Genomic DNA, 18,738 nt, shown 5'->3' with positions numbered 1-18,738 from the left:
CCAAAGCGCTCATTTGAGAGCTTTATGATGCCTATTTGGCATCAATAGTAGGCAAATGATCCTTAAGTGTGAGCACAGCGTGATCGAAGAACATCCCGGGTGCCAAGGCAAGTGCACGCAGGGAAGAGGTTATCACACAAAGCCGGTCAGCCTGAAGCGGTGCATCCGACAGGGGTTTGAACACGAGAATCCCTGACGCCAAGTCATCTTCACAACCGATCAGGGTTTGGAACCCGATAACCTGCTCTTCACGCGCAAGAGCTCTCATCAACCGCAAAGAATTGGCTTCGACATAAGTTCTTGAAGCGCCAGGTATCCTGTTTCTGACAAGATCTATTCGCGTGCGCAGTGAAAGCCCTTGTGCCGGCAATGCGACAGGATATTTCAGGCACTCCTGCAAACTGAGGGATTTTGACTTAGCAAGCGGGTGATCGGGCGTCATCAACGCGCCAATTCCCAGATCATGTTGGAATGCGATAGAGAGTGCGGATGTTTCCGGCGGATCGAATGTGAAACCGACGTCCGCTTCCGCGGCCTCGACTTTCCTGGCAGCCTCGTGAGAAGACGATACGGAAACGTTTACATGAATTCCCGGATAGCTCTTTCGGAAACTGCTGATCAGCGCGGGCAGCAGTTTTTCAGCAACGCTTTCAACGCTTGCTATTGAAACGGTGCCGCGCCGCAGACCCTTCAGGGCATCAAGTTCGGCAACGGTTCCTTCGAAGTCCGAATAGGTGCGGCGAATGTGGGCCAGAAGAACTTCGCCTGCCTGAGACAGTTTCAATCGTCGACCGACCCGGTCGAACAGCTGCAATCCTAGCGCTTCTTCAAGCCAGAGAATTTGCCGATTGACCGCCGAAGAAGCGACATTGAGTTCCCGTGACGCCGCCCGCATGGAGCCAGCTTCGGCGACCGCCAAAAAGTAGCGCATCGCCGGACTGTATAGGTTCCTGGATAGATCTTGTGCCCTAACCGATCGCATGAATGCTGATATGCCTCAAGGGACCAGAACGGTGGTCCCGGTGGTTTTTCTGCCTTCCAGATCCTGATGGGCCTGGACCGCGTCAGCAAGCCGATATTCCTGGTTGACGTTTATCTTGACGATACCTTTTTGAACCACTTCAAAAAGCTCACCTGCCGTCGTTTCCAAGGCTTCTCGGGTAGCGATGTAGTTAAAGAGCGTCGGCCTTGTTGCGAAAAGCGAGCCCTTTTGAGCCAATAGACCAAGATTGAAATCTGTAATCGGACCGGAAGACTGTCCAAAGCTGACCCACAGCCCGCGCGACTTCAAACAGTCAAGAGAGCCGGGATACGTGTCCTTGCCCACAGAATCGTAGACAACATCACAGCCCTTCCCGTCGGTGATCTCCTGAACACGTTCAACAAAATTCTGGGTGCGGTAGTTGATCATGTGCTGGTAGCCATGATCTTTGGCCAGTGCGATCTTTTCGTCCGACCCTGCAGTCCCAATGACGGTTGCACCAAGGTGGGCGGCCCATTGCCCGGCGATCAGGCCGACGCCGCCTGCGGCTGCGTGGAAAAGGAGTACCGTGTTGCTGTCAACCTTAAAGGTCTGGCGCAAAAGATACTGCGCCGTCATGCCCTTGAGCATCATTCCGGCGGCTGTCTTCTCATCAATGCCTTCCGGCAGGACAACCAGCTTGTCAGCGGGCAACACTCTTTCCTGTGCATAGGCGCCAATTGGACCGACATAGGCCACACGATCACCGGGACGGAGATGGTTTACGCCTTCGCCAACGCTTTGAACGATCCCCGCACCTTCATTGCCCGGACTGAACGGTGTTCCGTCAGGCGATGGATAAAGACCTGACCGGAAATATGTATCGATGAAATTCAAGCCAATTGCAGTCTGTCTGATGCGGGCCTCTCCAGCTCCCGGTTCTCCGACCTCGACATGTTCCCAGCGCATGACTTCGGGACCACCTGTTTCGTGAATGCAGATCGCTTGAACCATTTTAGAACCTCAGCGTTCAGGCCGGTCAGCACAGTTGGCATCGCGGCGGTTTTCTTTTTGGGGAACCTTAGTGACTGGGATGGTATCGGGAAAGACCTTAGGCACATAGCAACTGATCGGCGTTTTGCCGGCCAGTCTGATTTGCGAACGGATCAATTGATAGACGAACAACAAGTGCTCATCCTGAACAGTTCAATCGACCCGGTCGAGCACCTGCTGAACTGCGGAAACGAAGAACAGGTAAATGCTGGCAGCAGTAAAAAGCATTGCCATCGGGGCGTTCAAGGTCATGTTGTCCAAAATGGCAAGCGCCGCCAGACCCATCCACAGGAGTGTCACCGGGAGCGTCAGCGCACGCCAGCGTCGCACACGTACCGGATGAACGAAACGGACCGGCGCGAATGTCAAAGCGCAGCAAAGCAAGATAAATCCGATGGTGAAGCCTTCTGACGGAGAGAGAACCATCAACCCGAAGATGACCATGTTCCAACCGGCAGGGAACCCCTTGAAGGATCCATCCGGCGTTTTCATTCCGTTGTCAGCGAAATAAAGCGCTCCTGTGAAGACTATCAAACCGCCGCAAATCCAGTTCCAGGGCTGCGACAACATCAAGCTCCAGGAGAGCGCGAACGCAGGCAGAAAAACGTAGGTTGCGTAATCGATGACAAAATCAAGGGAAGCGCCAGACCAGCGGGGCAGCTTTTCAGCTATGTTAAATCGACGAGCGAGTGGGCCATCGATCCCGTCGATAAAGAAGGCCAAGCCCAGCCATGCGAACATTTCCGCCCAGTTTCCCTGGGCCCCGGCCAAGAGTGCTACAAGGGCAATGGGCGCACCGGACGCCGTCAGGATATGAATCAGAAACAGGGCCGGTTCGGCTCTGTCTTTACCTGTCGGAATGTCCGTCACGCGAAGTCCTCACTCCAATCCAGGGTGAATTAGGCTGACAGCGGTCGGACTGGATCAATTGTTGGAATAACCTGTCACTACGCTGGAGCGGTTGGAAACCTTTATTGCAATCGTATGACAGTGTGAACCGAAAAAACAGCCCCAGCTCACTTTCATTGCCAATCTTGATGTCGTTAAAGGTTTTGGTTTCAGGCAGCCTTGCCTCCAAGAAGGATGACGGTGGTCAAGAACGCTGCCCACACCAGGAAGAAAACACCAAGAAGATATGGAAAGACGCGGTTCGGGAATGTTTTTTCCAAGGCCATCACCGCACCCAGCACTGCGATCCATATGACGTTCATAAGGCCGACCGCAAACATCACTGTCATCACCGCCCAGCAACAACCAAGGCAGGCCCAGCCCTGGGCAACGCCCTCTTTCATGCCGGTTGCAATGCGGTTGCCCACAGTCGACTCAGCAAAGACCCAGCGTGGATACCAGCAACGCACGAGGCACGCCTTTTTGGCAGGTGTGAATTGGTAGAGCCCTGCGGCGAAAAGGACGCTTGTGGTCAACGCAAGCGTCGCCGGTGCCATCATGTCACTGACTGCACCTATCTTGAATAGCAACAATTGGGCTGACGTTGCCAATGCCGCATAGCCGAGCCAGACAAGCACATAGCCTATCGATGCACTGATGACGGCAGGCGCCGGATTGGTCTTAAAGTTTGTTTCTTGGCCCAACTTGAAGTGATAGGCCCTCAGCATGGGAATTGCACTTGGCAACATCATTGCGAGCGCCATCATGGCCCACATTACGAAGATCTTCAAAACGTCTACTGCAGCCATCTCAGGGCCTGGCATTCCAAACGTGGCGCCCGCTGGCAGACAAAGGACAGCGAGAGCGGCTCTTGCGTCTGCAGACAGACCCTTGAACAGATTGAATTGGTTCAGCAATCCCATTCCGGGACCAGCTTCGGTCATGTCCATCACGGGGACCATTTCAGCAACCATGGCAACCAGATATGCCCAACCGGATAGCGTTAGAAGCGCAACGAACAACAAAACCATTGGCCAGCCGCGCGGAAATCCACTGTCCATCTGAGTGTAGCTGGCCGTGGTCAATGGCACTGTCACTTCCTTTAATCCGCTGATCTTGCCTTGTCGCAAGCCTGCTAATTTGCCACCTGCTTGGTCAGAATGGATAGCAGCACTTTGATGCGAAGAATTTGATTTCGCTCACAAGGACAACATATGCTGAAAACTCGGTTCGCGGTATCAAACAGGCTGCGTAACTTCGTCCCGTTGAATTTCTTTTGTCTGCGGTCGATCTTAAGCCAATCCTTTTCACGTGAGCCTGGATCATGCCGAAAACAAATTTGTCCCAGATCTTTGACATAGCGATCGTAGGCGGTGGACCGTCAGGACGGATTGCTGTGCTGACATTGGCGCAAAATGGCTTTTCATGCGCTCTTGTAGCTCCACGATCAACGCAAAAGGATGGGCGCACAACCGCTCTTTGGCAAAAGTCCATCGAGTTGTTGCAAGAAATCGGTGTCTGGCACGAGCTTGCCGACACTGCTTGCGAGCTTAAAAAGATGCGTATGATTGACAACACAGGTCGGCTCATTCGTGCGCCGGAAGTTGTATTTGACAGTGCTGAACTCGGAATGGAAGTCTTTGGTTTCAATATCTTGAACCACGAACTTAACAATGTTCTTGAGAAACAATGTGAAGCGCACAGCAACGTTGCCGAATTGGATGACAGCGTTGCTCAAGTTGAATACGGAGACGAAACTGCACTTTTGACTACAAACTCCGGGCAAGCCATTGAGGCACAGCTGGTTGTCGCTGCAGACGGGCGGAATTCCGTCCTTAGAGAAACCGCCGGGATCCAGGTTCGCCGGTGGTCTTATCCTCAGGTCGCCGTTGTGTTGAACCTAGAGCACCGTTTGCCGCATCAGCACATTTCAACTGAATTTCATACATCAACCGGTCCATACACGCTTGTTCCACTGCCTGGCAGGCAATCCTCGCTCGTTTGCGTCGAAACGGCGGAAGGAGCTGAAACCCTTCTTTCACTTGATACCCATGAGTTGGAGCTTGAGCTGGAGCGGCGCGCGCACTCCATCCTGGGACGTTTCACGTTGGCTTCGAAACCGCAGAGCTTTCCTCTGTCCGGACTTACGGCGCAGACATTGGTCAAAGACAGACTGGCGCTTGTTGGAGAAACAGCGCATGTCTTCCCGCCGATTGGGGCGCAAGGCCTAAACCTGTCGCTGCGGGACGTCATGGACCTTTCCGGTGTCCTCTTGTCTGCACGCATGAAACATCAGGATCTTGGACGCGATGCGGTGCTCAAGGCATATGAAACAAAGCGTGTCAGAGATATTCGTTCGCGCACCAGTGCAGTTGATGCACTGAACCGATCTCTTTTAACGGATTTCCTGCCAGTTCAGGCTGCACGAAGTGTAAGTATGCATTTGGCTGAACGTGTTGGACCATTCCGCCGCATGCTTATGCGAGAGGGGCTAGCGCCAGGATCTGCCTTCAGGTTCGGTCGTTAGCAGAAATCAAACCGATCACGGCGAAGGTGCTTTCCGTTTGTTTTTGCTGGCGTGGTATGTGAGTGCCATAAGCATCATCTGCCGAAGTTCGTCTTCCGGCATCTTGGCATCCAGTCGAAAATGAACGCTGCGATTTCCGCCGAACGTCATGTTTGGAAAGAGCCCGCGCCATTCCGATACAAGTGAAGACTGGCAATTGACATAAAGTGCGTAATCACCTGAATCCGAAGTATCCCGGTCGATACGAACAGTGGTTCCTGACTTCGGACGAACTGTCAGATAGCTGGGCTGTCCCCATTTCAGTGTTTCTTCGAGCGTACCGACGGCTTCGCTGGACTTGGCGGTTTCGGCAATGAGGGCTCTCAATCTCAGAATTGCAGCCCTCACCTCTTCTGGATAGCGATCTATGACCGCCAGGACATCCGGGTTGTCTTTCATTTCATTCACCGATGTTGTCCAGCTTGTTCAAGTTGGCAAAAGTCCCGTCGTAATCGCCCAAATGAAGAAAGTGACGGTCGCAATGGAAATTGCGGTTCCTATCAGTACGAAACTGGAGGCTCTTTGAACATAGGTTCCATATTGTTGCGCAATCACGAAAACATTCGTTGCTGGCGGCAGGCACGACATGAGTACAGCTGTGGCAACCCAGCTCGGGTCGAAGCCACCCAGAAAACTCAGCAGCAAGAAAATCAGAACCGGATGCAAAACCAGCTTTATGGCCAATACAACCGGCAATTCCAGCGGAATTCTGCCAACTGGGCGAAGCGCAATGCTCACCCCCATTGCGAACAATGCGCAGGGTGCTGCCGCATTACTGAGGTATCGCAACAGTGTATCAACCGCTTGAGGAGGGCGAAATTCCAACGCTGCGGCCAACACGCCAGCGATGGTGGCCAGAATGAACGGATGGGTGAAAATGCGTGTGCCGATTTGCTTCAGTGTTCCCAGGAAACTGTCGTTTTCGGTGCCTGCAAGTGCCATCAGGAGCGGGGCCAAGATGAACATCAGAGCATTGTCGAATGCCAATATCAGTGCTGTAGGCACGGTTGCCTGTTCACCAAGAACGGCAAGTGTCAGGCCCGGCCCCATGTAACCCACGTTCGAATACGCTCCGGCGATGCCGAGAATGGTGGATTCGCCAATATTTCCGCGAGTTGCCAATACGCCAATACAGAACGAAATTGCGAAGACGATGTAGGTTGTGAAGGTTGTGGCAGCGACGAATGAGACGTTTGCCAACTGTTCGAAAGGTGTCTCCGACAAAAGACGAAAAAACAAGGCAGGCAAGGCGAGATAGACGACGAAAAAATTCATCCAGCTCAACCCAGCTTCGGGCAAGTTGCGCAACTTGCCTGCGCCGAAACCAAGGAGAATCAGACCGAAAAACGGCAAGGCAAGTGAAACGACGTCCTGCATTCAACTTCCAGAGTTCGATAGACTGTGACGGTTCATACTGGGCAATAGTCGGAAGGCGCTTGCATCTTGCGCCTGGCTTGGCTAGGACGCGTGACTTAAAGGTCAACACGTTGACCCGCATTCCAATCAGGTCTGAAACCACATCGCAAGGTCACATTCAAGCGGACCTGATTGGGACAAGCCCTCTTCCAATTAAAGAGGTGCAAAAAACGAGAGCACTTGTCCGAAATGTCACGGAAGAAAAGACAGCGCAATCATCCCAAGCTGACGGCTTTTCAGAATTGGGTCGAAGGTCTCGCCCTTCATGCCGCAATTTGGGTGTTTCGACTCATTCCGGTCGATGTTGCGTCTTTCGTTATGGGCACGGCCTGGCGCCGGCTCGCTCCTTTGAATGCAAGGCACAAGCGTGCGCTTCGGCATCTGGAAAAGGCGTTTCCGGAAATGTCGCCAGAAGAGCGTGAAAGAATTGTTCGTGGCATGTGGGAAAACCTAGGACGGGTCGCGGCAGAAACGTTCCATATCGACAGGCTTTTGCGCAAGAAAAACCGGTTTGAAGCGGACGCCGACGACGAGACGCAAGAGCTGCTGAAAGGCGGCAAGGCATGTATGTTCGTTTCGCTTCACAGCGCAAACTGGGAGCTGTGTGTCCAGCCTGCTGTCCAAAATGGACTTTCAATTACGGGAATTTATCAGGCTCTCCGAAATCCGGAGGCTGACAAGGCGTTGCGGGCCCTCAGACGGGACCTCTATAAAGGAGGCCTGCTTTCCAAAAGCCACCAGACGGCGCGTAAAATACTTGCAACGCTCAAATCGGGTGGTGTCGTCGCCATGATGGGAGATTTGCGGGAAACAAGAGGCATACAAGTGCCCTTTTTCGGACAATTGGCTTATGCCAATCCTGTTCCGGCATCGCTTGCACGCTCCTGCAATGTTCCAATCGTCCTTGGAAGAGTTGTCCGAAAGAAGGGCGTTCACTTTCGTGTCGAAGGTCGGGCTATACATGTCCCGGTTACTGACAACCGGCAGGCCGATATCGAGGCAGCAACCGCACAGATCCATGCGGTGTTTGAGGATTGGATTCGCGAATATCCCGATCAGTGGATGTGGATCCACAAGAAATGGGCGCCTCCCGGCAAGACCTCTGCTCAAAAACAGGCGCGCAAAGCTGCGATTGCCAAGCTAGATTTGGGTTGACCGTCTGATTGAGCCTTTCGCCTTTCGGGGGATGGTTGCAGCGCAGCATTGGCGCTATAGCTATCTCCCATACTGGTGGAGGATGCTGATACATGAAGACCCCGAGCGCGTTTTATCAACCTCTTGCGATTGGCGCACCGTCGCCGTTCAGGGAGTTGCCGGTCACTCTTGAGCGGATGATTCATTTCGTCCCGCCCCATATTGAGAAAATGCGTGCGAAAGTGCCCGACCTGATCAAGAAGGTCGATGTCGTGCTTGGGAACCTGGAAGATGCCATCCCTGCGGACGCTAAAACTGATGCCCGCAATGGCTTCATACAGCTCGCGAAAGACAACGACTTCGGTTCAACGGGATTGTGGACACGTGTCAATTGCCTGAACAGCCCCTGGTTTCTGGATGACCTCCTGGAAATTGTTCCTGCTGTGGGCGATAAGCTTGATGTCGTCATGCTGCCTAAGGTCGAAGGCCCTTGGGACGTCCACTATCTGGATCAGCTGCTGGCTCAGCTCGAAGCCAAGTCCGGTCTTGCCAGGCCAATCATGATCCATGCCATTCTCGAGACGGCAGAAGGCGTAAAAAACGTTGAGGCAATTGCCGCTGCCAGCCCGAGAATGCATGGCATGAGCCTGGGTCCGGCAGATCTGGCGGCTTCACGCGGCATGAAAACAACGCGTGTCGGTGGCGGTCATCCCGATTATGCGGTCCTGGCCGATCCGGAGGAAACGGGCAATGCACGGACAGCCTACCAGCAGGATTTGTGGCACTACACTGTTGGCAAGATGGTCGATGCCTGCCTGTCCTATGGATTGAAACCCTTCTATGGCCCCTTCGGCGATTTCTCCGATGCTCAAGCCTGCGAAAGCCAGTTTCGAAATGCATTCCTGATGGGATGTTTGGGCGCTTGGTCCCTTCACCCGACCCAGATTGATATTGCCAAGAAGGTGTTCTCTCCCGATCCGGCTGAAGTCGCATTTGCAAAGAAGATTCTAGATGCGATGCCAGACGGTACGGGTGCGGTCATGATTGATGGTAAGATGCAAGACGATGCCACATGGAAACAAGCAAAGGTGATTGTAGATTTGGCGGAACTTGTGTCATCGAAGGACAGTGAGCTTGCTGAAATCTATGGTCTTTAGACTTTCGCAAGGCTCGATGTCTAAGGTTTAATGTCACAACGCTTGCAAGCAGGCTGCTGACACGGTATCCCGGCATTGCATGCAGTAGGCGGACGAGTAACCATGCGGACGGCAAAATTCAGAATTGGACAGGTCGTTCGACACCGGATCTATCCCTTCAGGGGCGTAATATTCGATGTCGACCCAACGTTCAGCAACACGGAAGAATGGTGGAACGCAATTCCAGAGGACGTGCGTCCGCAGCGCGACCAGCCGTTCTATCACCTGCTTGCTGAGAACGAAGAGACTGAATACGTCGCCTATGTGAGCGAGCAAAATCTCGAACCTGACATGACCGGTGAACCGGTGCGGCACCCGCAGGTGGAAGAGATATTTGAGGAACAGACCGACGGTTCCTATTTGCCGCGAAGCGTCGAGATCCACTAGACAGATTTATGTCATTGTGAAATGACAAGAAAAAGGCCGGAACGATTGTTCCGGCCTTTGTGCATTCAAGCAGAAGCTTGTGGCTATTCGCTGGCTTTTTGAGCGTCAATCAGCTTCTGACGTGCCTCGTCAGCGCGTTTTTGCAGCTCGCTTTGCAATTCTTCCTGACGTTCTTGCAGTTCTGCAATGTTCATCGGATCACCGTCATAGACCTTGGTGAAACCGATCAGCGTCATTTTGAAGACGATTTCCTTGGCCTGCTGGTTGTAAGGTGCAACCCTCATTTCGCCGCCCTGCTTCATGGCGTTGATGAAAGTCTCATCGATAGCAAGTTCAGCATAGCAGGCGTTGGGTGCACAGATGCTGTATTTGCCTTGCACGGGCTTGCTGTCGTCAATTTGAATGCGCAAGCCCGGCTGAATAAGAACACCCGTCGGAACGGCAACAAGCAGTTTCTTGCGTGCTTCGCCTTCCGTTTCCTGAATAGCGATGTTGCTCAGGAATTGGCCTGTGTTGGTGCGCAGTTCAATCGAGATGAAGCAGATTTCCTTCTGCGTCTTCGGATTGGTGTTACACGCCTTCGTCCAAGGGCTATTTTCTTCCTGGGCGATTGCGGGAGCACCTGCAAAAGAAGACACAGCCAGGAACGCTCCTGCAGCGCATCCAAACAATCCTCTTTTCAAAACACTCTTCATCGAAACGTCCTCAATCGTGCGTGTGCGAAACTTTCGCGTTGTTCTGAGCCATTCCGGATGTAACCGCAAGACCCGATAGAACATTTGATCCGTGAAAACATGGTAACGCACTTAATTAGGGCAAGAGGGTGGCCGATTTGCAACGTAGGCCCTGTCCTGGATTCAAATCTGAATATCTTGGTGTTTATTTCTTGCGTCGGGCGCGTCTCAACAATCCTTGTGTTAGGCTAAAGGGTGAGAATCAACGGTATCTCGGGCGGTTGTCATGCGTTTTATTGATAGTACTGTGCATTCACTTCTGAAGAACGGTGTCCTTGGGGCTGCGCTTGCGCTTTCCCTTTCGGCGGTGCCATTTTCGGGTTCAACAGCTTTTGCCGATGATAAAGACGTGCCGTGGGTTCATGGCATATCCATGCACGGATCCCCTGCCCTTGGACCCGATGAACCGTTTCCCTACGCCAATCCAGATGCTCCCAAGGGCGGCTCCATAACGCTTGGCGTTCAGGGAACCTTCGACAGCATGAATCAGTTCATTGTTCAAGGTGGTTGGACAACGGCAAGAGGGATGCGCGAACGCCAGTTTGGCAACAACATCTTGGAGAGCCTTCTCGTTCGCTCCTATGCGGAACCTTTTTCGCTTTATGGGCTCGTCGCACAGCGCGTTCGCATGCCCGATAGCCGCGAATGGATCGAGTTCGAGCTGAACCCGAACGCCAAGTTTTCCGACGGCACACCCTTAACCGTTGACGACATCATTTTTTCGCTCGAAATCATCGAAGAAAAGGGGCGGCCGCCCTATCGTAACTGGTACGCAGCTATCAAGGAAAAGCAGGTTACCGCCCCAAACCGTCTAAAGCTTGTGTTTGAAAATGGAGACAATCGCGAATTGCCTCTGCTCATTGCGCTGGCACCGATCTTCTCCAAAAAACACACAGATGCCGAGAATTTCGACAAGTCCTCACTTAACCCGCCAGTCGGGTCTGGCCCATATACTTTCAAGACGATCGAAGCGGGTCGATTGGTCGTCTATGAAAAGAATCCTGACTACTGGGCGAAAGATCTGCCGGTCAAAGCCGGTTTCGACAATTTCAACGAGATCCGGGTCGAATATTTCAGAGATGAAACGACACTCCAGGAGGCCTTCAAGAAAGGCCTTGTGAATGCGCTCCAGTTCCGCGACCCGGCACGTTGGGCGACCGGATTTGACTTTCCGGCGGCTGAAAACGGTGACGTTGAGAAGCTCGCTATTCCATTCGGTATCCCTGCCAAAATGCAAGGCATTGCGTTTAACACCAGGCGTGAGCAATTTACGGACAAAAACGTCCGCAAAGCCCTCAGCATGCTCTTCGATTTCAAGTGGGTGAACGCGAACCTCTACTACGGGCTCTATCAACGCACCGCTGGGTATTGGGACAATTCAGATCTGTCTTCTATTGGACGGCCTGCAAGCGAGCGCGAAAAGGAATTGCTGGCGCCCTTCCCTGATGCGGTGGACCCGGAAGTCATGGCCGGTACCTGGAGGCCTGCAGATGCGGACGGCTCCGGACGGGACAGGAAAGTCCTGCGTGAAGCGCTCGAAACGTTTGGCGAGGCAGGGTATAGCCTGGATAACCGGAAACTCGTGAACAAGGCGACCGGAAAGCCGCTATCGTTTGAGATCCTCGCAAAGAACGAAGACGAAGAAAAGCTTGCACTGGCCTATATCCGTACACTCGAACTTCTAGGCATTGAAGCAACTGTGCGAAGTGTTGATCCGGCGCAGTTTGAAGACCGACGGACCAAGCGCGAGTTCGATATGGTTTTCAACACCTGGAGGGCATCGTTGTCACCGGGTGCAGAACAATATGGACGCTGGTCGACGAAAGCAGCGGATCAGGAAGGTTCCTTCAATTTTGTGGGTGCTCGGGAGCCGGCAATTGATGCATTGATCAATGAGATCGTTGGAGCACGCAGCCGCGAGCATTTCGTCGATGCCGTCAGAGCCTTCGACCGTGTGCTCATCTCAGGAGCTTACGCCGTTCCGTTGTATCACGTTTCAGATGACTGGGTTGCCCATTGGAAAAAGGTCATCCCACCGCAGTCGCACTCCCTTTACGGGCATGAATTCGACACTTGGTGGTCAGCCACCGCTCAATGATCGGACCTATGGACGAAAGATAATATGAAAGTCACTCAAGAAAGCCTTGCAAAGGAGTACCACGAAAGCGGAGCTTGGTCCGATGTGCCGCTTGACGATCTCCTTAAGAAAACAGCCTCCGAACATCCAGACAGACTGGCCCTTGTGGACGCACCCGACCGGGCCGATTGGACAGGAGGCGGTCCAAGATCGCTGACTTATGCTGAAGCCGATCGTGAAGTCGACCGGCTGGCTGCGTTTTACAGTACTGTTGGTTTGTCCGCCGATCATGTTATCGGCGTTCAGTCGCCCAACACGGTCGATACGGTGATTGCTCTTTTGGCAGCTTTCAGGGCCAACCTCATCGTATCCCCATTACCTCTGCATTGGCGCCAAAAGAATGTGCTGGAGGCGTTGAATTCAATAGGAGCAAAAGGCTTCGTTGCGGCTGATCGTGTTGAAACCAGAGATGTTGGTGTCGCGGCCCGCGATGTTGCCGCCGACCTCTTTTCACTGCGTTTCGTTTTTGGGCTCGGCAAGGACGTTCCGGATGGACTGATTGAACTCGGGCCGTTGCTGCGTGATATGGCAGACGACCTTGAGTTTTCGTCCAGCGACCGTCCGGATCCGGCTGATCATACTGCCACGATCTGCTGGAGCAGAAGCGGCGAAGAAAATGTTCCTGTGAGCAGGTGCCACAACCATTGGATGGCCGCTGGCCAGATGGTCGTTCAAGAAGCTCATATCAAGGAAGCCAGCAACATCCTCGTGCCCTACTCTCTAAGTGGGCTGACCGGACTTGGAGGCGGCCTCGTTCCCTGGCTGCAGACTGGCGGAACGTTGCATTTGCACCACCCGACATCTCTGGCAAACCTTGCAGCACATGCGAATGAAGTTGGTGCTGATGTTGTCATGACACCTGGTCCACTTGCGCAAACTTTGGACCGGAAGCTTGAAAACAACAACACGTCGGTACTCGCAGCCTGGAACATAGCTGCGCCACATCCAACCACATTTGTGGCGCGTCGCAGGCTTGTTGATCTTCATGTTGCAGATGAGTTTGCACTTGTGGCCAAGGCTCGAGGGCCGTCTGCCAAAATGAAGGCGACCGCGCTGGGAAAGTATAGCGGGTCGAACGGGTGCGAAAGCGGGCCAGCCCTCCTTGAAGTCTCTGTGACTGACGAAGTGGAAGATCAGACACCCACGCTTTTGGTGAAAGGGGCCATGGTTCCCGAGATAGGTTGGCGCACGATCAACAGTGAGCTGCGACGTGTGCGGTGGGAGGGAACCGGCTATCTGAATACCAATATCAAGGTCGAAATGTCAGAAGGTGGCATCTCCGGATTCGGCATTCCGGGCCAGTATGCGCTTGGAACCGGAAATCTCGAAACGATCGACGTGATCTATTCAAGGTATCCAGGCATCAGGGAAGCTGCTGCTTTCGTCGTCGAAGACAGTGTTTTGGGGGCCAGAATGTATGCGGCGCTCGTACCAGAACCGGGAAATGTGCCTGATGCGGGCGCCTTTTTCGCCTATCTTGATGCTGAGGGCGTCGACCTGGCCAAGATTCCCCATCGCGTGCTGATCTTGCAGTCTTTGCCTCAAAATGCCGATGGCACGCTTTGCAGGGATAGGCTGACCATGCGGACGCAGCGACTGCCGGCTGCCGTGGCATAGGGAGTGGGAATGGACGTTGAAACTTCGCTTTCCTGGCGTGGTCCCTATTGGTATGCGGGGCGGCGTCCAAGGCGAACCAGTGTCGGGGACGATCCGGAAGATCTGGATGTGTCCCTTCACGACATGTTTGCGCGCGGCAATGCCCTACCGACAGCCCTACCCGCCGCCATCGTGGTGGATATCGCTGGTTTTGATGACACGGAACGCGGTCCGTTTTTCAGTTGGCTTCTAAATGAAATTGCCAAGTTGCCGTGCGAAGTTCCCTTTTATGTTCTGACCGGCAGCGAAGATGTTTTACCCGAGGACCTGCCGGCAACCGCGATTATTGATCGGGTTGTGCCCGATGACGTACTGATCATGTTGATCTGCATTCATCAACGCGCAATCCTGCGGTCTGAAGAAGCTCAGCTACGAAGAAGAGTATTTGGCCGCATCCCAGGATTTGGAACCGCCCCGCACCATAGCGGAACGAGCAGCCTTATGGTTGTCGGTCTCAGCGGCCGTTTTCTGGAATGGCAGGACGCCAGTGACGACAAAGTTGAAGTTGTCGGAGCCTTTGACGGCAATATGGCTGTGGAATTTATGTCTCAACGTGCATTTGATGCGGTTGTAGTGGATGCTCCCTTTGATGATGCGATCGACTACATGCAGCAAATTCGAAGAGATTCCCGTTTTGCAGGTCTGCCTGTCTTGGCCGTTTGCGAGCGTGAAGAAGACTTTGTCCTTTTGTTCCGAAACGGTGCGTCGGATGTGCTTGCGGGAGAGAACCGTAAGGAAACCCTGAGTAGGAGACTGAAAGCTGCCATCCGGTTTGGAAAACGGCGCCGTCTTGCTGACCGTGTTCTCGCGGAAAGCCACGTCTGGTTGAGGCAGCAGGTCAATCACGGTGGTCTCGGTGTTGAGGATTACACCAATTATCTTGAATCCTGTAGCAACGCTTTGGCCGTTCGAGGTCTTGATCTATGGGAAATGAGACTTCAGCCGGAAAATTTCGGTTTGACCGTGTCCAGTGATTTCAATCTTGAAGAGATCAATGCGACCCTTCTGTCGGTTGCTGATGCAACAAGTCGGGACGAGGACCTGGTTTGTCTGGTTCGAGATTTCGGCCCGGTGGCCGTCTTGAAAAATGAGGCAGGGACGGAGAGGCTTCAAAAACGTATTAACTCGATCTTGAGTCATACCGTTCTTTGAAGCTCTTTTGCCACAAGATTGCCCCGAAATTGGGGTTGGCATATCCGATTAAGGCGTTAGGCTTTGTGAATGACACTCATGATGGATGGATGAATGACCGATGTTGCCCCTTTGACCGTCGATGTGGTCTCCGATGTGATGTGCCCCTGGTGCTATATCGGCAAGAGACGGTTGGAGGCAGCGATCAGATCAGTCCCGGATCTTGATGTATTGGTTCGCTGGCATCCGTTTCAACTCGACGCCACGCTTCCCAAGACTGGAAAAGACCGGCAACAGTACCTTAGTGACAAGTTTGGGAGCCTGGACCAGGCAAATGCCTTTTACAGCCAGATCAAGGCAGCTGGCCTTGAGGAAGGCATCGACTTTGCGTTCGATGCCATCAAATTGTCGCCAAATACACTGGACTGCCATCGACTCATTCTCTGGTCGAGAGCGGATGATCTGCAGGACGAAGTCGTCGAGCGGCTTTTCAAAGCTTATTTCCTTGATGGAGAAGATCTAACGAAATCCGAAACTCTCGTTAGGATTTCCGACGAGGCAGGTATGGAATCTGATCTGGTTGAACAGCTGTTTGAAACGGATTCCGATCTCGACAAGACCATCGCTCAAATCGGCAAGGCGCAAGAGTCCGGGATTACAGGCGTTCCGTGTTTCATCATTGATGGGCGGTTCGTGTTGGCCGGGGCAGAAAAGGCTGAAACGATTGCCGCAGCGTTGAAGCATGCGGAAGAAACCCGCACGTTTCCGGAAACCGAAACGGTAAACTGATCTACGGCAAGACGTAAAAAGCCCCGCGATCAAGCGGGGCTTTTTGTTTCTTGAGTTCGTAACTGGCCTAATTGGCCTATCCTCGCAGGATCGAACGACCTGCGTATTGTGCCTGAAGACCAAGCTCTTCTTCGATGCGGATAAGCTGGTTGTATTTTGCCAACCTGTCAGAACGAGCCAATGAGCCCGTTTTGATCTGGCCGCAATTGGTGGCCACTGCCAGGTCTGCGATGGTCGAATCTTCTGTCTCACCTGAGCGGTGTGACATGACGGCAGTGTAAGCCGCTTTATGTGCCGTCTCTACCGCGTCTAGTGTCTCGGACAAAGTTCCGATCTGGTTGACCTTGATCAGGATCGAGTTCGCGACACCCATGTCGATGCCTTTGCGCAAGCGTTCCGAGTTGGTCACGAAAAGGTCGTCGCCCACAAGCTGACACTTGTTGCCGGCGAGATCTGTCGTCGCCTTCCAGCCCTCCCAGTCGTCTTCTGCCAAACCATCTTCGATTGAGATGATCGGGTAACGCGATACAAGATCATCCAGATATTTGGCCATCTCTTCGGGGGCGAGAGATTTGCCCTCACCTTCCAGAACGTATTTTCCGTCCTTGAAAAATTCAGTCGAGGCTGCATCGAGAGCGAGATAAACATCTTCGCCTGGCTTGTAACCGGCCGTTTCAATTGCCTTCATTACGAAGCCGATGGCGGCGTCGGTCGATTCCAGATTTGGAGCAAAGCCCCCTTCGTCGCCGACATTTGTGTTGTGGCCGGCAGCGTTGAGAGCTTTCTTCAGTGTATGAAAAATCTCCGAACCCATGCGTACAGCGTCGCTGAGGCTTTCAGCTCCAACCGGCATGATCATGAATTCCTGGAAATCGATAGGATTGTCCGCATGAGCGCCGCCGTTGATGATATTCATCATCGGAACGGGCAAGATACGCGCAGATGTACCACCAACATAACGATAGAGAGGCAGGCCGGATGCCTGAGCAGCTGCGCGCGCTGTTGCCAATGACACACCAAGGATGGCGTTTGCGCCAAGACGCGCTTTGTTCGGAGTGCCGTCGAGATCGATCATAGCCTGATCGATTTGAAGCTGGTCTTCTGCTTCCAGACCACCGATTGTTTCAAAGATTTCGCCGTTGACCGCATCAACAGCTTTCTGCACGCCCTTTCCCATGAAACGGCTTCCACCGTCCCGAAGTTCTACTGCTTCGTGAGCGCCGGTCGATGCGCCGGAAGGCACAGCAGCGCGGCCAAAGGAGCCGTCTTCAAGAAAGACATCGACTTCTACGGTTGGGTTGCCGCGGCTGTCAAAGATCTGACGGCCGACAACATCGATAATGGCGGTCATGGATAGAACTCCTTGTCGGAATGGACTTGAATTGATACTGGGCCAGGTCTTTTAACCGGCACTGCTGGACGCCTGATAAAAGGCTTAAGGGTCGGAACGACGCTCCAAAGATAAGGCCGCACTTTTCGGTGCGGCCCAAACATTACTCGGCTGCATCAGCCTGGGATTTCACGACGGCATCAATCGCCTGCAGCTGTTTTAACAACGCTTCCAACTTGTTGAGCGGCACCATGTTCGGTCCGTCTGATGGTGCCTTGTCCGGATCGGGATGCGTTTCAATGAACAAGGCGCCAACGCCAACGGCAACCGCTGCACGGGCGAGAACGGGAACCATTGTTCTGTCGCCACCAGTGGATGCTCCCTGCCCGCCCGGTTGCTGCACTGAGTGAGTGGCATCGAATACGACGGGCGCCCCTGTCTGCGCCATGATCGGCAGGGATCTCATGTCGGTCACAAGAGTGTTGTATCCGAAACTGGCACCCCGTTCGGTCAGGAGAACATTGGGATTGCCCGAGCCTGTGACCTTGGCCAGGACATTTTTCATGTCCCAGGGCGCGAGAAACTGTCCCTTCTTAACATTGACGGCCTTACCGGTCTTGGCTGCTGCAACCAGAAGATCCGTTTGCCGGCATAGGAACGCTGGGATCTGAAGCACGTCGATCACCTCAGCGACTGAAGCGCATTGATCGGCGGAATGAACGTCTGTAATAACCGGAAGCCCAAATTTCTCTTTGACTTCGGCAAAGATTGGCAAAGCGTCTTTCAGTCCGACGCCTCTACCTCCAGAGAGTGAGGTCCTGTTGGCTTTGTCAAAGGAACTCTTATAGACCAGTCCAATACCGAGGCCATCGGCAATTCCTTTGATTGCCTCTGCACATTCCATGGCGTGATCACGGCTTTCCATTGCACATGGCCCGGCAATCAGACTGAATGGAGCAGAATTGCTGAAAGTTACGTTTCCAACAGATACTTCGCGATTAGGCTCGGACATCAATCACCATTTTTTAGCATAAGAAGGCGCGGTTCGCGCCTGTCTTAGCAAACGTTGGCCTCGGACAGGATTCCGGCATTGCATAGCCTTCTTTTGCGTCTGCTGCAACTGCGGTTCGCACATGCCAACGCCTGGAAGATGTAATGAAACGAGAACCCGGCAATGCCGACATTTCCAAGCCTGCGGACAAATTTACAACCAGCAAAAATATTGCGTTGCACAAAATGAAATCGACAAATGTCTCATGCGGTCATATTCTCTTAATCGCAAAGATCGACATTCAGTAGATAACCCTTTGTTAGCGATTTTAGATCCGTAGTTTGAACAATGGGGTCGTGCACCGGCCTC

Annotated in this window: 17 protein-coding genes; 8 read left to right on the top strand and 9 right to left on the bottom strand. The window is 53.2% G+C overall.

The window, feature by feature from the left end:
• Positions 1 to 31: 31 nt before the first annotated feature.
• The 4 genes from Q0835_RS16420 to Q0835_RS16405 form a co-directional block, all read right to left on the bottom strand.
• Positions 32 to 931: a LysR family transcriptional regulator gene (locus Q0835_RS16420; RefSeq protein ID WP_298815530.1), complete on the bottom strand. Its 900-nt coding sequence runs from the start codon at positions 929 to 931 to the stop codon at positions 32 to 34.
• 66 nt (positions 932 to 997) lie between these two features.
• Complete coding sequence (locus Q0835_RS16415; protein WP_298963029.1) at positions 998 to 1,975, bottom strand: quinone oxidoreductase; 978 nt, start codon at positions 1,973 to 1,975, stop codon at positions 998 to 1,000.
• Positions 1,976 to 2,167: 192 nt separating this feature from the next.
• Positions 2,168 to 2,884 carry a CDP-alcohol phosphatidyltransferase family protein gene (locus Q0835_RS16410; RefSeq protein WP_298963027.1) on the bottom strand — a complete coding sequence of 239 codons (717 nt, stop codon included), beginning with the start codon at positions 2,882 to 2,884 and terminating at the stop codon, positions 2,168 to 2,170.
• A 188-nt stretch (positions 2,885 to 3,072) separates the two neighbouring features.
• The gene (locus Q0835_RS16405; protein ID WP_298963025.1) at positions 3,073 to 3,993 is read right to left on the bottom strand and encodes a DUF2182 domain-containing protein; all 921 of its coding nucleotides are present in this window, start codon (positions 3,991 to 3,993) and stop codon (positions 3,073 to 3,075) included.
• A 233-nt stretch (positions 3,994 to 4,226) separates the two neighbouring features.
• On the opposite strand from Q0835_RS16405, the gene Q0835_RS16400 reads away from it, so the two are divergent.
• On the top strand, positions 4,227 to 5,429 hold the full coding sequence (locus Q0835_RS16400) for a UbiH/UbiF family hydroxylase (protein WP_298963023.1): 1,203 nt from the start codon (positions 4,227 to 4,229) through the stop codon (positions 5,427 to 5,429).
• 15 nt (positions 5,430 to 5,444) lie between these two features.
• Here the strand turns inward: Q0835_RS16400 and Q0835_RS16395 are convergent, their stop codons facing one another.
• Together Q0835_RS16395 and Q0835_RS16390 are read right to left on the bottom strand one after the other, a co-directional pair.
• Positions 5,445 to 5,867: a DUF1801 domain-containing protein gene (locus tag Q0835_RS16395; RefSeq protein WP_298963021.1), complete on the bottom strand. Its 423-nt coding sequence runs from the start codon at positions 5,865 to 5,867 to the stop codon at positions 5,445 to 5,447.
• Between the two features lie 27 nt (positions 5,868 to 5,894).
• On the bottom strand, positions 5,895 to 6,845 hold the full coding sequence (locus Q0835_RS16390) for an AEC family transporter (protein WP_298963019.1): 951 nt from the start codon (positions 6,843 to 6,845) through the stop codon (positions 5,895 to 5,897).
• A gap of 228 nt (positions 6,846 to 7,073) precedes the next feature.
• Here Q0835_RS16390 and Q0835_RS16385 point away from each other — a divergent pair, with 228 nt between their 5' ends.
• The 3 genes from Q0835_RS16385 to hspQ all read left to right on the top strand — a co-directional run bounded on the left by Q0835_RS16385 (position 7,074) and on the right by hspQ (position 9,601).
• Positions 7,074 to 8,039, top strand: coding sequence for a lysophospholipid acyltransferase family protein (locus tag Q0835_RS16385; protein WP_298963016.1), 966 nt, complete (start codon positions 7,074 to 7,076; stop codon positions 8,037 to 8,039).
• A 92-nt stretch (positions 8,040 to 8,131) separates the two neighbouring features.
• Entirely contained in the window at positions 8,132 to 9,175 is a 1,044-nt protein-coding gene (locus Q0835_RS16380; protein WP_298963014.1) for a CoA ester lyase, read from the top strand.
• Between the two features lie 102 nt (positions 9,176 to 9,277).
• The gene (gene hspQ, locus Q0835_RS16375) at positions 9,278 to 9,601 is read left to right on the top strand and encodes a heat shock protein HspQ (RefSeq protein ID WP_152501751.1); all 324 of its coding nucleotides are present in this window, start codon (positions 9,278 to 9,280) and stop codon (positions 9,599 to 9,601) included.
• A gap of 83 nt (positions 9,602 to 9,684) precedes the next feature.
• On the opposite strand, the gene Q0835_RS16370 is transcribed toward hspQ, so the two are convergent.
• Positions 9,685 to 10,296, bottom strand: a complete 612-nt coding sequence (locus Q0835_RS16370; RefSeq protein WP_298815514.1) for an invasion associated locus B family protein — start codon at positions 10,294 to 10,296, stop codon at positions 9,685 to 9,687.
• A 265-nt stretch (positions 10,297 to 10,561) separates the two neighbouring features.
• Between Q0835_RS16370 and Q0835_RS16365 the strand changes: the two genes are divergently transcribed.
• The 4 genes from Q0835_RS16365 (at position 10,562) to Q0835_RS16350 (ending at position 16,048) form a co-directional block, all read left to right on the top strand.
• The gene (locus Q0835_RS16365; protein WP_298963007.1) at positions 10,562 to 12,433 is read left to right on the top strand and encodes an extracellular solute-binding protein; all 1,872 of its coding nucleotides are present in this window, start codon (positions 10,562 to 10,564) and stop codon (positions 12,431 to 12,433) included.
• Between the two features lie 24 nt (positions 12,434 to 12,457).
• A complete protein-coding gene (locus Q0835_RS16360; protein ID WP_298963004.1) occupies positions 12,458 to 14,089 on the top strand; it encodes a class I adenylate-forming enzyme family protein in 1,632 nt (543 codons plus the stop codon).
• Between the two features lie 9 nt (positions 14,090 to 14,098).
• Entirely contained in the window at positions 14,099 to 15,280 is a 1,182-nt protein-coding gene (locus Q0835_RS16355) for a hypothetical protein (protein WP_298963000.1), read from the top strand.
• A gap of 93 nt (positions 15,281 to 15,373) precedes the next feature.
• Positions 15,374 to 16,048 (top strand): DsbA family oxidoreductase, encoded by a 675-nt coding sequence (locus Q0835_RS16350; RefSeq protein WP_298815506.1) that lies wholly within the window; start codon positions 15,374 to 15,376, stop codon positions 16,046 to 16,048.
• A gap of 76 nt (positions 16,049 to 16,124) precedes the next feature.
• On the opposite strand, the gene eno is transcribed toward Q0835_RS16350, so the two are convergent.
• Together eno and kdsA are read right to left on the bottom strand one after the other, a co-directional pair.
• Positions 16,125 to 17,399 (bottom strand): phosphopyruvate hydratase, encoded by a 1,275-nt coding sequence (gene eno, locus Q0835_RS16345; protein WP_298815504.1) that lies wholly within the window; start codon positions 17,397 to 17,399, stop codon positions 16,125 to 16,127.
• 142 nt (positions 17,400 to 17,541) lie between these two features.
• Positions 17,542 to 18,390, bottom strand: coding sequence for a 3-deoxy-8-phosphooctulonate synthase (gene kdsA / locus Q0835_RS16340; protein WP_298962997.1), 849 nt, complete (start codon positions 18,388 to 18,390; stop codon positions 17,542 to 17,544).
• Positions 18,391 to 18,738: the final 348 nt, after the last annotated feature.

Source organism: uncultured Roseibium sp., assembly GCF_947499295.1.
Lineage (GTDB): Bacteria > Pseudomonadota > Alphaproteobacteria > Rhizobiales > Stappiaceae > Roseibium.
The sequence above is the reverse complement of the archived record's forward strand: the minus strand, read 5'-3'. Positions and strand labels throughout refer to the sequence as shown.

Bases quoted from the DNA above. Each gene is read 5' to 3' on its own strand.
- Q0835_RS16380 (WP_298963014.1), top strand. From the start codon at position 8,132: ATGAAGACCCCGAGCGCGTTTTATCAACCTCTTGCGATTGGCGCACCG.
- kdsA (WP_298962997.1), bottom strand. From the start codon at position 18,390: ATGTCCGAGCCTAATCGCGAAGTATCTGTTGGAAACGTAACTTTCAGC.
- hspQ (WP_152501751.1), top strand. From the start codon at position 9,278: ATGCGGACGGCAAAATTCAGAATTGGACAGGTCGTTCGACACCGGATC.
- Q0835_RS16415 (WP_298963029.1), bottom strand. From the start codon at position 1,975: ATGGTTCAAGCGATCTGCATTCACGAAACAGGTGGTCCCGAAGTCATG.
- Q0835_RS16390 (WP_298963019.1), bottom strand. From the start codon at position 6,845: ATGCAGGACGTCGTTTCACTTGCCTTGCCGTTTTTCGGTCTGATTCTC.
- Q0835_RS16370 (WP_298815514.1), bottom strand. From the start codon at position 10,296: ATGAAGAGTGTTTTGAAAAGAGGATTGTTTGGATGCGCTGCAGGAGCG.
- Q0835_RS16395 (WP_298963021.1), bottom strand. From the start codon at position 5,867: ATGAAAGACAACCCGGATGTCCTGGCGGTCATAGATCGCTATCCAGAA.
- Q0835_RS16360 (WP_298963004.1), top strand. From the start codon at position 12,458: ATGAAAGTCACTCAAGAAAGCCTTGCAAAGGAGTACCACGAAAGCGGA.
- Q0835_RS16400 (WP_298963023.1), top strand. From the start codon at position 4,227: ATGCCGAAAACAAATTTGTCCCAGATCTTTGACATAGCGATCGTAGGC.
- Q0835_RS16350 (WP_298815506.1), top strand. From the start codon at position 15,374: ATGACCGATGTTGCCCCTTTGACCGTCGATGTGGTCTCCGATGTGATG.
- Q0835_RS16420 (WP_298815530.1), bottom strand. From the start codon at position 931: ATGCGCTACTTTTTGGCGGTCGCCGAAGCTGGCTCCATGCGGGCGGCG.
- eno (WP_298815504.1), bottom strand. From the start codon at position 17,399: ATGACCGCCATTATCGATGTTGTCGGCCGTCAGATCTTTGACAGCCGC.
- Q0835_RS16355 (WP_298963000.1), top strand. From the start codon at position 14,099: ATGGACGTTGAAACTTCGCTTTCCTGGCGTGGTCCCTATTGGTATGCG.
- Q0835_RS16365 (WP_298963007.1), top strand. From the start codon at position 10,562: ATGCGTTTTATTGATAGTACTGTGCATTCACTTCTGAAGAACGGTGTC.
- Q0835_RS16385 (WP_298963016.1), top strand. From the start codon at position 7,074: ATGTCACGGAAGAAAAGACAGCGCAATCATCCCAAGCTGACGGCTTTT.